Annotated in this window: 11 protein-coding genes; 7 read left to right on the top strand and 4 right to left on the bottom strand. The window is 60.8% G+C overall.

The window, feature by feature from the left end:
* Positions 1 to 19 precede the first annotated feature (19 nt).
* From pheT to mscL, 4 genes are all read left to right on the top strand, one after another.
* A complete protein-coding gene (pheT, locus tag ACPF9B_RS00480) occupies positions 20 to 2,416 on the top strand; it encodes a phenylalanine--tRNA ligase subunit beta (protein ID WP_424178470.1) in 2,397 nt (798 codons plus the stop codon).
* Between the two features lie 56 nt (positions 2,417 to 2,472).
* Positions 2,473 to 3,105 carry a class I SAM-dependent methyltransferase gene (locus ACPF9B_RS00475; protein ID WP_424178468.1) on the top strand — a complete coding sequence of 211 codons (633 nt, stop codon included), beginning with the start codon at positions 2,473 to 2,475 and terminating at the stop codon, positions 3,103 to 3,105.
* Positions 3,106 to 3,142: 37 nt separating this feature from the next.
* Positions 3,143 to 3,601, top strand: a complete 459-nt coding sequence (locus tag ACPF9B_RS00470) for a YtoQ family protein (protein ID WP_007205975.1) — start codon at positions 3,143 to 3,145, stop codon at positions 3,599 to 3,601.
* 121 nt (positions 3,602 to 3,722) lie between these two features.
* A complete protein-coding gene (mscL, locus tag ACPF9B_RS00465; RefSeq protein ID WP_040482906.1) occupies positions 3,723 to 4,109 on the top strand; it encodes a large conductance mechanosensitive channel protein MscL in 387 nt (128 codons plus the stop codon).
* A gap of 36 nt (positions 4,110 to 4,145) precedes the next feature.
* Here the strand turns inward: mscL and ald are convergent, their stop codons facing one another.
* Positions 4,146 to 5,264, bottom strand: a complete 1,119-nt coding sequence (gene ald / locus ACPF9B_RS00460) for an alanine dehydrogenase (protein WP_007205977.1) — start codon at positions 5,262 to 5,264, stop codon at positions 4,146 to 4,148.
* Between the two features lie 134 nt (positions 5,265 to 5,398).
* On the opposite strand from ald, the gene ACPF9B_RS00455 reads away from it, so the two are divergent.
* A complete protein-coding gene (locus tag ACPF9B_RS00455; protein WP_007205978.1) occupies positions 5,399 to 5,857 on the top strand; it encodes an Lrp/AsnC family transcriptional regulator in 459 nt (152 codons plus the stop codon).
* Positions 5,858 to 5,959: 102 nt separating this feature from the next.
* On the opposite strand, the gene ACPF9B_RS00450 is transcribed toward ACPF9B_RS00455, so the two are convergent.
* Positions 5,960 to 7,192 (bottom strand): Coenzyme F420 hydrogenase/dehydrogenase, beta subunit C-terminal domain, encoded by a 1,233-nt coding sequence (locus ACPF9B_RS00450; RefSeq protein ID WP_424178464.1) that lies wholly within the window; start codon positions 7,190 to 7,192, stop codon positions 5,960 to 5,962.
* 118 nt (positions 7,193 to 7,310) lie between these two features.
* Between ACPF9B_RS00450 and ACPF9B_RS00445 the strand changes: the two genes are divergently transcribed.
* Together ACPF9B_RS00445 and ACPF9B_RS00440 are read left to right on the top strand one after the other, a co-directional pair.
* The gene (locus ACPF9B_RS00445; RefSeq protein WP_007205980.1) at positions 7,311 to 8,333 is read left to right on the top strand and encodes an aspartate-semialdehyde dehydrogenase; all 1,023 of its coding nucleotides are present in this window, start codon (positions 7,311 to 7,313) and stop codon (positions 8,331 to 8,333) included.
* A 138-nt stretch (positions 8,334 to 8,471) separates the two neighbouring features.
* A complete protein-coding gene (locus ACPF9B_RS00440; protein WP_424178462.1) occupies positions 8,472 to 10,118 on the top strand; it encodes a DUF4139 domain-containing protein in 1,647 nt (548 codons plus the stop codon).
* A 21-nt stretch (positions 10,119 to 10,139) separates the two neighbouring features.
* Here the strand turns inward: ACPF9B_RS00440 and ACPF9B_RS00435 are convergent, their stop codons facing one another.
* Together ACPF9B_RS00435 and ACPF9B_RS00430 are read right to left on the bottom strand one after the other, a co-directional pair.
* Positions 10,140 to 12,578, bottom strand: coding sequence for a GcvT family protein (locus ACPF9B_RS00435; RefSeq protein ID WP_424178460.1), 2,439 nt, complete (start codon positions 12,576 to 12,578; stop codon positions 10,140 to 10,142).
* The gene (locus ACPF9B_RS00430) at positions 12,578 to 13,450 is read right to left on the bottom strand and encodes a homocysteine S-methyltransferase family protein (protein WP_424178458.1); all 873 of its coding nucleotides are present in this window, start codon (positions 13,448 to 13,450) and stop codon (positions 12,578 to 12,580) included. Before ACPF9B_RS00430 ends, ACPF9B_RS00435 begins: the two co-directional genes overlap by 1 nt.

Raw genomic sequence — 13,450 nt, 5'->3', positions numbered from 1 at the left:
ACTTTTCTTGGATGAACAGATGAAATTCACGCTTTCCTGGCTGAAACACCACCTTGAAACCGATGCTTCGGTGGATCTGATCGCCGAAACCCTGACCGATCTCGGGCTTGAGGTCGAAGGCGTTGAAAACCCCGCCGAACGTCTGGCCGATTTCACCATCGGCTATGTCGAAAGTGCGGAAAAGCATCCCGACGCCGACAAATTGCGCGTCTGTCAGGTCCAGACCAAGGACGGGTTGACCCAGATCATTTGTGGCGCACCCAATGCGCGCGCGGGCATCACCGTCGTGATCGCCAGCCCTGGCACCTATGTCCCCGGCATCGACACGACCATCGGCGTGGGCAAGATCCGGGGCATCGAAAGCCATGGCATGATGTGTTCCGAACGCGAGATGGAACTGTCCGAAGAACATGACGGCATTATCGAGCTGCCATCAGGCACGGTCGGCCAGACCTTTACCGACTGGCTGGCGCAAAACCAGCCTGAAAAGGTCGATCCCGTGATCGAAATCGCGATCACCCCGAACCGCCCCGATGCGCTGGGTGTGTACGGCATCGCACGCGATCTGGCCGCGCGCGGGCTTGGCACGCTGAAACCCCTCACGATCGATCCGGTGCCTGCCTCTTTCACCGCTGATCTGAGCGTGTCGATTGATGATGATACCCACGACGGATGCCCCGTGTTCTGTGGCCGCTTGATCCGTGACGTCAAGAACGGCCCCAGCCCTGCGTGGCTGCAAACGCAGCTGCGCGCCATTGGCCTGCGTCCGATCAGCTTTCTTGTCGATGTGACCAACTGGTTCACCTATGATCTGAACCGGCCTTTGCATGTGTTCGATGCCGACAAAGTGCAGGGCGATCTGCGCGTGCACCGCGCCAAGGGTGGCGAGACGATCCTTGCGCTGGATGACAAGACCTACACCCTGCAGGCAGGTCAGATCGCGATTTCCGATGATCACGGCGTGGCAAGCATTGCCGGTATCATGGGCGGGGATGCGACCGGTTGCACCGACGAGACGGTCAATGTCTTTGTTGAAAGCGCCTATTGGGACCCGATCCAGATCGCCTATACCGGCCGCGCGCTGAAGATCAATTCCGACGCCCGCTACCGGTTCGAGCGCGGCATCGACCCCGCCTTCACCCCCGAAGGTCTGGAACATGCCGTGCGGATGATCGTCGATCACGCGGGCGGCGAGGCGTCCGAACTGATCATCGCAGGCGCCGTGCCGGACACATCGCGGGCTTACCGTCTGGATGCGCAGCGCCTGATCAGCCTTGTCGGCATGGATATCCCCGAAAGCACCCAGCGCCAGACGCTGACTGCCCTCGGATTCCGGCTCGAAGGCGATATGGCGCATGTGCCGTCATGGCGCCCCGATGTGCAGGGCGACGCCGATCTGGTCGAAGAGGTCGCGCGCATCGCGTCCCTGACCAAATTGCAAGGCAAGCCGATGCCGCGCATGGATGCCGGTGTGCCAAAACCGATCCTGACCGCAGGCCAGCAGCGCCAGCAATCTGCGCGCCGGACCATGGCGGCGTTGGGCTATAATGAATGTGTCACCTATAGCTTTGTCGATGCGCAGGCCGCGACACTTTTTGGCGGCGGTGATGATGCGACGATGCTGGAGAACCCGATTTCCAGCGAATTGTCGTATATGCGCCCCAACTTGTTGCCCGGTTTGCTGCGGGCCGCGGCCCGCAATCAGGCGCGCGGTTTCATGGATATGGCCCTGTTCGAGGTCGGTGCCGGTTTTCACGGTGGCGAGCCGGGCGAACAGCACAACCTGATCACCGGTGTGCTGATCGGCAAGACCGCCAGCAAGGACGTGCATGGCACATCGCGCGCGGTCGATCTGTACGACGCCAAGGCCGATGCGGAATCCGTGCTGGCCGCCATCGGCGCCCCCGCCAAAGTGCAAATCCTGCGCGGTGCGGCTGATTGGTGGCACCCCGGGCGGCACGGCATGATCTGCCTTGGCCCGAAAAAGGTTCTGGCCGTCTTTGGCGAACTACACCCAAAGGTCCTGCGCGAGATGGATATCAAAGGCCCCGCCGTCGGCTTTACGATCTGGCCCGACGAAGTGCCGGTACCCAAGTCCAAGACCAACACACGGCCCGCGCTGGTGGCGACCGACCTGCAAGCGGTCGAGCGTGATTTTGCCTTTGTCGTGGGTGCAGATGTCGAGGCACTGACGCTGGTCAATGCCGCGTTGGGTGCCGACAAGGCGCTGATCACCGATGTGCGAGTCTTTGACCAGTTCATTGGAGGCAATCTGGGCGAGGGGAAGAAATCTCTTGCCGTCACGGTGCGCCTGCAACCTACGGCCACGACGCTGAAGGATGCCGATATCGAAGCGGTCAGCGCAAAAATCGTGGATAAGGTGACAAAGGCGACGGGCGGCATTCTGCGCGGTTAAACTTGTCATCTGTCTGACAGGCAATCGGCGTAAAATGCCAATTGAGGGAGAATACGATGATAGATTCAGCCATTTTCTGGGACCGCGCGGCAGAAAAATACGCAGCTTCCGCCATCGGCAATCCTGCCGCATACCAGTACACACTGGGCCGGACCCGTGGTTATCTGCGCCCGACCGATCATGTGCTGGAAATCGCCTGTGGAACTGGGTCAACGGCCGTGCTGTTGGCCCCGGATGTCGCCAGCTATCTGGCCACGGATGTATCGCCCGAAATGATCCGCATCGCGCGGGGCAAGCTGCCAGTCAAGGCTGCTGATCTGCGGTTTGATGTGGCGGGGGAATTGCCGGAAACTGGACCGTTTGACGTGGTGCTTGCACATTCTTTCTTTCACCTTGTACCTGATATGGAACGACGCATGGCGCAGATCTTTGATCTGCTCACGCCGGGAGGATATTTCATATCCAAGACCGCTGCGCTGAAAGGGCGCAGCTTGAAGTGGACCCTGATAGGTGCGGTGATCCCGCTTGTGCAGATGCTGGGCAAAGCGCCATTCCTGCGCAAATTCACTGTGCAGGAATTGGAAGATGCAATATGTGCCGCCGGGTTCGAGATTGTCGAAAGCGGCGATTTCGCAATCCCTGCACGCTATATCGTGGCGCGCAAACCGGGGGTGGCCAGCGGGGGTTAAGGCGTTAGGATGTCGCCAAACACAGGAGACACTGCCAATGACGTTGCATATTTACCTTTCCGGCGAAATCCACACCGACTGGCGCGACCAGATTATTGCGGGGGCTGCTGATCTGGATGTGGTCTTTTCCGGGCCGGTCACGGATCATGCGGCATCAGATGATTGCGGCGTCGCGATCATGGGCGCAGAGGCGCAAAAGTTCTGGCACGACCATAAAGGTGCGAAGCTTAACGCTATCCGCACAAGGCACGGGATCGAGACCGCCGATATCGTCGTGGTCCGCTTCGGTGATCAATACAAACAATGGAACGCAGCCTTTGACGCGGGCTATGCAGCGGCGATGGGCAAATCGCTGATCGTGATGCATGGGCCGGATCATCAACATGCGCTCAAAGAGGTGGATGCCGCAGCACTCGCCGTGGTGGAAACACCGCAGCAGGTGGTGGATGTGCTCACCTATGTGCTGCACGGCAGCTTGCCGGATCGGCAGGGATAAATTGGGCGCGTGCCGGGGTGAACCCCGGTTTGCGCTAAAAGAAAACCGATGGCTTTATCATGCGGGGTTGCTACAATCTGACGCTGTAATGTGCAGAACGATTCAGCCAGGGGAACAAATCATGTTAAACGAATTCAAGGACTTCATCGCCAAGGGCAGCGTGATGGACCTCGCCGTCGGGATCATCATCGGCGCAGCTTTTACCGCCATCGTCAGCAGTCTTGTCAATGACCTGATCCAACCGCTGATTGGGCTGATCATCGGCGGGATCGACTTTAGCGGTCTCAGCTTTGGCCTGGGTGACGCGCAATTCATGTATGGGAATTTCATTACCGCAACGATCAATTTCCTGATCATCGCTTTCGTGGTGTTCATGCTGGTCAAGGCGGTCAACCGCGTCAAATCCATCGCGGACAAACCCGATGACATCGCGCCAGAGGTCCATACCGGCCCGTCGGAGCTGGATATCCTGATCGAAATCCGTGACGCGCTGGCCAAACGGCCCTAAGCTACGACAGGCCCGCCTTGCAGCGGGCCTTTTGTGTTACGCCTTCAGCGCCAGGGCGGGCGACAGCACGTCGATGCCCAGTGCCTTGCCAACGGCATAATAGGTCAGCCGCCCCGCATGCACGTTCAGCCCTGCCAGTAGATGCGGATCATCCTCGCAGGCCTGCCGCCAGCCCTTGTCAGCCAGCGCCAGCATGAAAGGCATTGTCGCATTGCCCAGCGCGATGGTCGATGTGCGCGCCACCGCCCCCGGCATGTTCGCCACGCAATAATGCATGATCCCGTCCACGTCATAGATCGGGTCCTGATGCGTCGTGGCGCGGGATGTCTCGAAACAGCCGCCCTGATCAATCGCAACATCGACCAGCACGGCACCCTGTTTCAGCTCGGCCAGTTGCGCGCGTGAAATCAGCTTGGGTGCTGCGGCGCCGGGGATCAGCACCGCGCCGATGATCATATCCGCCGCGCGGGCCAGCGCGATCGTGTTGGCCTTGCTGGCATAGCTGGTCTTGAACTGACCGCCGAACGTATCATCCAGATAGCGCAAGCGCGGCAGCGACCGGTCCAGCACGGTCACATCCGCCCCCATTCCTGCCGCGATCCGCGCGGCGTGGGTGCCCACGACACCGCCGCCGATCACAACGACCTGAGCAGGGCCGACACCCGGCACACCGCCCATCAGCACACCGCGCCCGCCATTGGCCTTTTGCAGCGTCCATGCGCCCACCTGCGGTGCAAGCCTGCCCGCGACCTCTGACATGGGGGCGAGCAACGGCAGACCGCCGCGATCATCTGTGACGGTTTCATAGGCAATGCAGGTCGCACCCGACGCCATCAGGTCGCGCGTCTGGTCGGGGTCGGGTGCCAGATGCAGATAGGTGAACAGAATCTGGCCAGCGCGCAGCATTTTGCGCTCGACCGGTTGCGGCTCCTTGACCTTCACGATCATGTCGGCGCTGGCGAATATCTCTGCCGCCGTCCCCGCGATCTGCGCACCGGCGGCGCTGTAATCATCGTCGCTGAAACCCGCGCCGATGCCTGCGCCGGTTTCGATCATGACCTTGTGGCCGTGTGCTACAGCCTCTTGCGCGGCATCGGGAGTAACCCCGACCCGAAATTCCTGTGGTTTGATTTCTTTTGGACAGCCAATCAGCATTGCGAACCTCCCGCGTGTTGGGTTCACACTGCATGCGTGTCGTTGCAATTTCTGGGGATTTATGTTGGTTGATAGCATGATTTACGCTAAGATCGTGCGTACTATAACCACTTTGTGAAAGGATCTTGCACGCTATGGACCTCGATAGCATCGACCGCCGAATCCTCGCTGTTTTGCAGAAATCGGGGCGCATTTCCAACGCGGACCTGTCAGAGGTCGCGAACCTGTCGCCTTCGGCCTGTCACCGCAGGGTGCAGCGGCTGGAAAAGGACGGCTATATCCGCGAATATGTCGCCTTGCTGGACCCGCGCAAAATGGGGCGGCCAACAACCGTTTTCGTTGAAATCACGCTGAGTGGTCAGGCAGACGAGGTGCTGGACGCGTTCGAAAAAGCCGTGGCGAAAGTGCCCGACGTGCTGGAATGTCACCTGATGGCGGGCACGGCGGATTACCTGCTCAAGGTCGTGGCCGGCGATACCGAGGATTTCGCCCGTATCCACCGCAAACATCTTGCAACCTTGCCCGGTGTCGCGCAGATGCAATCCTCCTTTGCACTGCGCAATGTGCGCCAGACGACCGCCTTACCAGTCTAGACAATTTTGATGCAGCGGCATTTCGCCCTATCATTGCGACAGCCAAACCACCTGACGAGCAACACTTTGCCCGACCTGATCGGTGGCGGTATCGCGCTGTATTCACTGCTGATGGTCATCGTCCTTGGGACGCGCTGATACCTCGCCTGCCTCGGGCGTCACCCCGTAAGGTGCGGCAAGGTTCCAGACATGGGCTGGAACCATATTCTTGATCTTGGCCGGCTCTTCGCGGCGCAGATGCAGGATGGTTTCAGCTGCCTTCATCTCGAGCCGCGCGCGGGCGAATTCCAGCCCGCGCGGCCCGATCTTGGGCATCAGCCAGCCCATGATCCCACGCATGAAATCGGGCATCCGGCGCAGCGGCAAGCCCCCCGCCGCCAGCCGCGTATTTTCGACAAAGCCTTTGACCGCCCCCGCCCGCTTGCCGCGTGATCCGGGTGCGGCCAGCGTAACCTCTGCACCCAAGCCGTCCAGCATTTCCTGCCCGCGCACGTTACGCACGATCAGCCATTGTTCCCCTTCGCCCGCCATATAGCCCACGGTGATATCGGCCAGCCGGTTGGTGTAATCCACGCAGGTCCGGCAGGTTGTGGGAAAGAAATCGCGCGGCAGATCGGCGATCGGTAGTTTCAGGAACGGGATCAGGCGCTCACTGCCATCGGCAAAGCGCAATTCGACATGATAATCCGCGCGGAATTCCAGATAGGTCACGGTATCGGGCGCATCGGTCAGTCGGGCCAGAAAGCCGTGGAAATTCTCGGTCGTGGTATTGTCAGAACAGGGCGTGCCGATGACATAGATCCGCTCAAACCCCAATTGCGCCTCGAGCGCGCGCAAGGCGTAGATCTGGCAAGGAATCCCGATCACGGCAATCCGCCGATGCCCGGCCGCGCGCGCCGGTTCCAGCAAGGCCAGCAACGGGGCATAGCCCATGCGCATCCCGCGCGCCTCGGCCATATCGGCGGCATCGGTGATGATCGCAGGGCGCGGGCGCCAGCGGTCGGCAGGATCAGCCACCATCGTCAGCACTGCATCGACAGCGCCGGTTTCCAACAGCCGTTCGGCCAGCCGCGTCGTCAGGCCGGTCCATTGCGCGCCTTGGCGTGCAGGCTGCAAAGCCGCGCGATACATAGCCCCGGTAACGCCAAAGAACGGCTCATCCCCCTGCATGCCAGCAGCGCGGCCATGCACGCGGGCCTCCATCGCGGGGTAATCGGGTTTGATGAACTGGCAGGCCTTGCCACAGGCGCTGGCATCCGCCATCCGCGACACACCGCAATCGGTGCAAAGCCCACGCGGGGCCGGTTGGGCGAAATCGGGCGTGTTGATTGTCATGCCGCGACCTTACCCTGCCATGCCCCCCTGTCCAGTTTGATTTACACTTTGCGACGGCCCTTTTCCTTAGGGGACTGACGCGGTAAGAGGCAGCACTTGCAAACAAGGAGCCAGCCAAATGGGCTATCGAATCGCTATTGTCGGCGCCACGGGCAACGTGGGCCGCGAAATGCTGAACATCCTCCATGAACGGACCTTTCCGGTGGATGAAATCGTCGCACTTGCCAGCCGCCGGTCGCTGGGTAGCGAAGTCAGCTTTGGCGATACCACTCTTAAGACCAAGGATCTGGACACCTTCGATTTCACTGGCTGGGACATCGCGTTGTTCGCCGTGGGGTCCGAGGCGACCAAGACCTATGCGCCCAAGGCCGCCAAGGCCGGCTGCGTCGTGATCGATAATTCCTCGCTTTACCGCTATGATCCTGATGTGCCGCTGATCGTGCCAGAAGTGAACGCGCAGGCGATCCACGGCTATTCCAAGAAAAACATCATCGCCAACCCCAATTGCTCGACCGCCCAGATGGTTGTCGCGCTCAAGCCCCTGCATGACCGCGCGCGCATCAAGCGGGTTGTCGTCAGCACCTATCAATCGGTGTCCGGTGCCGGCAAGGAAGGGATTGATGAGCTTTGGGACCAGACCAAGAGCATCTACAACCCCACCGACAGCAAGCCACCCAAGAAATTCACCAAGCAGATCGCGTTCAACGTGATCCCGCATATCGACGTGTTCCTTGACGATGGTTCGACCAAGGAAGAATGGAAAATGGTCGCCGAGACCAAAAAGATCCTTGATACCAAGATCAAAGTCACCGCGACCTGCGTGCGCGTGCCTGTGTTCGTCGGCCATTCGGAATCGATCAATATCGAATTCGAGGATTTCCTCGACGAACACGAAGCCCGCGACATCCTGCGCGAAAGCCCCGGCATCATGGTGATCGACAAGCGCGAGGACGGCGGCTACGTCACACCGATCGAATGCGTCGGCGATTACGCGACATTCATAAGCCGCATCCGGCAGGACAGCACGATCGACAACGGTCTGAACCTATGGTGCGTGTCCGACAACCTGCGCAAGGGAGCGGCCCTGAACGCCGTGCAAATCGCCGAAGTCCTGGGACGCGAGTGTCTGAAAAAAGGCTGATTGTCGGTCATAGCTGAACGAAAAAGGCGCTGTTTCAGCGCCTTTTTTATGCGGCGAATTCTGCCGATGGTTGATTTCGGGGCATGCGACACGGCGTCTTTCAGGATATTTCTGGCGTAGACACCTTGGAGTTTTGTGATGATTCGTCTTTTTGTGACCACCAGCTTGCTCGCCCTTGCCGCCCCTGCCTTTGCCGACACGATCACCGGACAGGCGCGCGTCGATACCGTCACGATCTTTCCCGGCCTTGCGACCGTCACGCGGCTGGTGACGCTCGATCTGCCCGCAGGTCAGCATGACATCACTGTCCCTGACCTGCCGCAGGGCCTGTCTGCTGACGGGCTGCGCATTTCTGCACCAGGGCAGGTCCGGCTTGGGGCAGTCAGCCTTGCCTTTGACCGTCTGCCGGTGACGCCCGACCAGTACAGCCCCGCCATTCTGGCTGCCCGTACGCAGGTCGAGCGTCTGGAAGACGTGTTGCGCGAAAGCGATGCAGCCATTGCTACGATCCGCTTGCGCGCGCAGGCCGCAGAGGACCAGATCGCCTTTCTGCAAAGCCTTGGTCAGGCCAGCGCAGGCGAAACGCTGAGCACGATTGCCAACATTCAGGCCCTGGCACAGATGGTCGGGTCGGAAACGCTGGCGCTGCGCACCGCTGCCTTTGCCGCCGAACAAGAGGCGCAGGCTGCCAACCGCGCGCGCAAAAATGATGTCGATGCGCTGGACAATGCCCGCCGCGCCTTGGCCGCGCTGCTGGCCCCCGAGGAGCAAGGTTCTGTACTTTCCTTTACGCTGGATGCCGCCGAGGCGGGCGAGGTCACGCTGGAAATCAACACAACCGAAAACTTTGCTACTTGGTCGCCAGTTTATGACCTGCGCCTGACCACCGGCGATGATCCGCGTCTGGACATCGACCGCGCCGTCGTCATCAGTCAGGCCACCGGTCAGGATTGGCTGGACGTGCAGCTGATCCTGTCCACCGCGCGCCCCGGTGACCAGATCGCACCCGGTGGTGCCTGGGCAGAGCTGCGCCGCATCATCGCAGAAGACGCGCTGGCGCGCGAAGCAACCGGCATGGCCGATGAACCAATGCCCCTGCAACGCAACAGCGCCGTCATGGCCAGCCCGATGATGGACGCGACCCCCATCACCGCACAGGCCGATTTCAGCGGTGCGGCGGTGCGTTATGTCTATCCAAACCGCATTGATATCCGCAACCGGGTCGAGGATTTGCGCCTGCCTCTTGATCAGCTGACCTTTGACGCCGATGTCTGGGCCGAGGCGACACCGATGACAGATGCCAATGCCTATCGCATGGCTGAATTTACCAACACCACCGATGAAATCCTGCTGCCCGGTCGCGCGATGCTGCATGCGGACGGTACAATGATCGGGTTCAGCCACCTGCCTCTGCTAGCGGCGGGGGCCGATCTTGACGTGGGCTTCGGGCCGCTGGACGGGCTGCGCCTTACGCGGATCACGCCGGACAGGTCCGAAGGTGACAGGGGCGTGTTTTCGTCGTCCAATCAACTGGTCGAACGCACGGTCCTGACGGTAGAAAACCTGACAGGACAGGATTGGGAGGTGCTGCTGCGCGATGCCGTGCCCTATTCCGAACAGGACGATCTGCAAATCAGCCTGACTGCGGCGCCAGAGGCCACGCGCCGCGACCCCGACGGCGCGCGCGGGATCGTAGAATGGGACCTGAGCGTGCCTGCGGGTGCCAAACAAGAGGTCGTGATGGAAACCACCCTTCGCTGGCCCAGCGGTTTCGTGCTGCACTAAGGCAGGCCGCTGCGGGTGATGTCACATCTTCACCCGCGCCCCTGCGGGATCGTAGAACGGTTTCAACTGCGCCTCTGCTACGACCCTGACCCCCATTACGTCGATCTCGTACCGGCTGGCCAGCAGGTCATCCACGCTTTCGCCCGCGCAAGGCACATAACCCATGCCCAAGGCCGCGCCGACATGATGGCCATAGCCGCCAGAGGTCAGATGCCCGACGACCCGCCCGTCACGCAGCACAGGTTCGTTGTGATAGAGCAGCGGCGCGGGATCGGTCAGCTTGAACTGCAATAACCGCCGCGCCAGCCCTGCATCACGCTTGCGCAGCACCGCGTCGCGCCCGATGAACACAGGCTTGTCGGTCTTGACGGCAAAGCCAAGGCCCGCCTCCAGCACATGATCCTCGCAGGTAATGTCATGGCCGAAATGGCGGAAACCCTTTTCCATCCGTGCGGCATCCATCATATGCATCCCGCACAGCTTGAGCCCCATGTCCTGGCCTGCGGCGTGCAGCACCTCGAACACATGGCCGGCCATGTCTGCGCTGATGTAAACCTCCCAGCCAAGCTCACCGACATAGGACACGCGATGCACACGGGCCAGCGCCATGCCGATTTCGATCTCTTGTGCGGTGCCAAACGGGTTGTGATCGTTGGAAAAATCGTTTGGCGACACCTTTTGCAGCAACGCACGACTGTGCGGCCCCATGACGGCCAGCACGCCTTCACCCGCTGTCACATCGGTGATGACGGCGGTGTAATCGCCCAGATTGCGCTGCATCCATGTCTGGTCGGCCAGCCGCGTCGCGGCAGGAGTCACGACCAGATAGGCGGTTTCCGACAGGCGGGTCACGGTGACATCCGCCTCGATCCCCGCCTTGGCGTTCAGAAACTGGGTATACACAATGCGCCCGACAGCAACATCCATCTGCGCGCCGCAGATATGGTTCAAAAAGGCGCAGGCATCGCGCCCTTCGACCCTGATCTTGCCAAAGGACGACATGTCATACATGCCGACATTACTGCGCACAGCCGTCAGTTCTGCACCGACATTACCAAAGAAATTCTGCCGCTGCCAAGAATAGGCGTAGGCTGGGTCCTGACCCGGCACCGCAAACCAGTTTGCCCTTTCCCAGCCTGCCAGTTCGCCCATGACAGCGCCCTGATCCAGCAAATGCCGGTGGAACGGCGTCCGCCTGATGCCACGCGCGGTGGCTTTTTGACGGTAAGGGAAATGATCGGCATAAAGCAGGCCCAGCGTTTCCTTGGACCTCTCAAACAGATAGGTTTTATTGCCCTGAAACGGCTGCATCCGCGATATATCGACATCGCCCAGATCGAATGGTTTTTCGCCCGCATCCATCCATTGCGATAGCGCCATTCCCGCGCCACCTGCTGATTGGATACCGATAGAATTGAAACCGGCGGCAACCCAGACATTGTCCATCTCTGGCGCAAGCCCAAGATGATAGGCGTCATCTGGTGTAAAGCTTTCGGGGCCGTTGAAAAAGGTATGAATACCGGCGCTGGCCAGCATCGGCATCCGGTTTACGGCCTGTTCAAGGATCGGCTCGAAATGGTCGAAATCCTCGGGCAGCTGGTCGAATTCGAAATCTTCGGAAATGCCCGCCATGCCCCAAGGCTTGGCGTTTGGCTCGAACGCACCCAGCATAATCTTGCCCGCGTCTTCCTTGTAATAGGCGCATTCATCGGGCACGCGCAGCACGGGCATCTGGGTCAGGCCGGGGATCGGTTCGGACACGATATAGAAATGTTCGCAGGCATGCAGCGGCACGTTGACGCCCGCCATGCGGCCGACCTGATGGCCCCACATCCCCGCGCAATTCACCACCATATCGCAGGTGATCTGGCCGACATCGTCGCCGCTGGCCCAATCCACTGATGTGACCCGCCGCCCCGTGCGGTTGATCGCCGTCACCTTGGTGTGTTCGGCCACAATTGCCCCACGCATCCGCGCGCCCTTGGCCAGTGCCAGCGCAATATTGGCCGGATCGCCCTGCCCGTCCTTGGGCAAAAAGACGCCCGCGGTGACGCCGTCGATGTTCAGATGATGATAGCGGTTCTTGACCTCCGTTGGTGAAATCTCCTCGATCTCCACCCCAAAGGCACGCGCCATTCCGGCCGAGCGGAAAAGCTCCTCGCGCCGCTCGTCCGTCAGCGCCACAGTGATCGACCCCACGCGCCGGAACCCCGTGGCGATCCCCGTCTCCGCCTCCAGCCCGCCATAAAGCTGCTGGCTGTAATTGGCGAGCCGCGTCATGTTGGCCGTTGCGCGCAATTGTCCGATCAGGCCGGCGGCGTGCCATGTGGTGCCGGATGTCAGTTGCTTGCGTTCCAGCAGGACGACATCCTGCCAGCCCAGTTTGGTCAGATGATACGCGACCGAACAGCCGATGACGCCACCACCGATAATCACCACGCGCGCATGTTTGGGCAGCATCAAATCACCTCATGTCCGGCGTCAACAATTGCCTGCGCCAGCCGCGCGATATGGGCGGGGCCGACCTCGCAGCAGCCACCGACGATGGTGGCACCCTGATCAATCCAGCCCAGCGCGAAATGGGCATAGGCATCCGGCCCCAGATCACGGCGCGCAGACAGCGCATCCACCGTGGGCTTGCTTTTCAAGAAATCCTTGGTGATTTGGGTGAACCCGTTGGCATAGGCCCCGAACGGCAGATTGCCTTTGGCAAATGCGGCCATGGCAGCGGCCATCACCTCTGGCGCGGAACAGTTCGCTAGCAGCGCGCTTGCGCCCTGCGCCGCCTCAAGCACATCGGCCACAGGCTCGCCTGAGCGCAGGCGGCTGCCATCCTCGTCATCCAAGGTCACCGACAACCAGACCGGTTTGCCCAAAGGCAGGGTCGCGGCCAGCACCGCACGGGCATGGGCGACGGAAGCGACAGTTTCGCACAAAAACAGATCAACGCGCGGCGCGATCAGCGCTGCCACCTCGGCATAGGCTGGCACGGCGATATCATGGGCGGGGTGGATATCGGGGCGGTAGCTGGCGATCAGCGGCCCGATGGACCCCGCGATGCGTCCACTGCCCTGCGCCTCGGTCAAAGCGGCGGCGGTCAGATCGGCAAAGCGATCCTCGAGCCCGGTGCCTTCCAGCCTGTCGCGGTGGATGGCATAGGTGTTGGTGGTATGCACCGTAGCCCCCGCAGCGCGGTAATCGGCATGGACCGCCGCCACCATGCCCGGATGGTCGATCATGACCTGCGTAGACCAAAGCGGGGTTGGAGCCTCGCCCGACCGGCGGATCAGTTCCTGGCCCATACCGCCATCAAGAAGGGTGATTTTCGTCAT

It is taken from the genome of Yoonia sp. TsM2_T14_4 (assembly GCF_049602355.1).
Taxonomy (GTDB): Bacteria; Pseudomonadota; Alphaproteobacteria; order Rhodobacterales; family Rhodobacteraceae; genus Yoonia; species Yoonia vestfoldensis_A.
This window is presented reverse-complemented; position numbering and strand designations above follow the sequence as displayed.

Excerpts from the sequence above, each read along its gene's own strand:
- ACPF9B_RS00450 (WP_424178464.1), bottom strand. The coding sequence starts at position 7,192 with ATGACAATCAACACGCCCGATTTCGCCCAACCGGCCCCGCGTGGGCTT.
- mscL (WP_040482906.1), top strand. The coding sequence starts at position 3,723 with ATGTTAAACGAATTCAAGGACTTCATCGCCAAGGGCAGCGTGATGGAC.
- ACPF9B_RS00445 (WP_007205980.1), top strand. The coding sequence starts at position 7,311 with ATGGGCTATCGAATCGCTATTGTCGGCGCCACGGGCAACGTGGGCCGC.
- pheT (WP_424178470.1), top strand. The coding sequence starts at position 20 with ATGAAATTCACGCTTTCCTGGCTGAAACACCACCTTGAAACCGATGCT.
- ACPF9B_RS00440 (WP_424178462.1), top strand. The coding sequence starts at position 8,472 with ATGATTCGTCTTTTTGTGACCACCAGCTTGCTCGCCCTTGCCGCCCCT.
- ACPF9B_RS00470 (WP_007205975.1), top strand. The coding sequence starts at position 3,143 with ATGACGTTGCATATTTACCTTTCCGGCGAAATCCACACCGACTGGCGC.
- ACPF9B_RS00435 (WP_424178460.1), bottom strand. The coding sequence starts at position 12,578 with ATGCTGCCCAAACATGCGCGCGTGGTGATTATCGGTGGTGGCGTCATC.
- ACPF9B_RS00475 (WP_424178468.1), top strand. The coding sequence starts at position 2,473 with ATGATAGATTCAGCCATTTTCTGGGACCGCGCGGCAGAAAAATACGCA.
- ACPF9B_RS00455 (WP_007205978.1), top strand. The coding sequence starts at position 5,399 with ATGGACCTCGATAGCATCGACCGCCGAATCCTCGCTGTTTTGCAGAAA.
- ACPF9B_RS00430 (WP_424178458.1), bottom strand. The coding sequence starts at position 13,450 with ATGACGAAAATCACCCTTCTTGATGGCGGTATGGGCCAGGAACTGATC.
- ald (WP_007205977.1), bottom strand. The coding sequence starts at position 5,264 with ATGCTGATTGGCTGTCCAAAAGAAATCAAACCACAGGAATTTCGGGTC.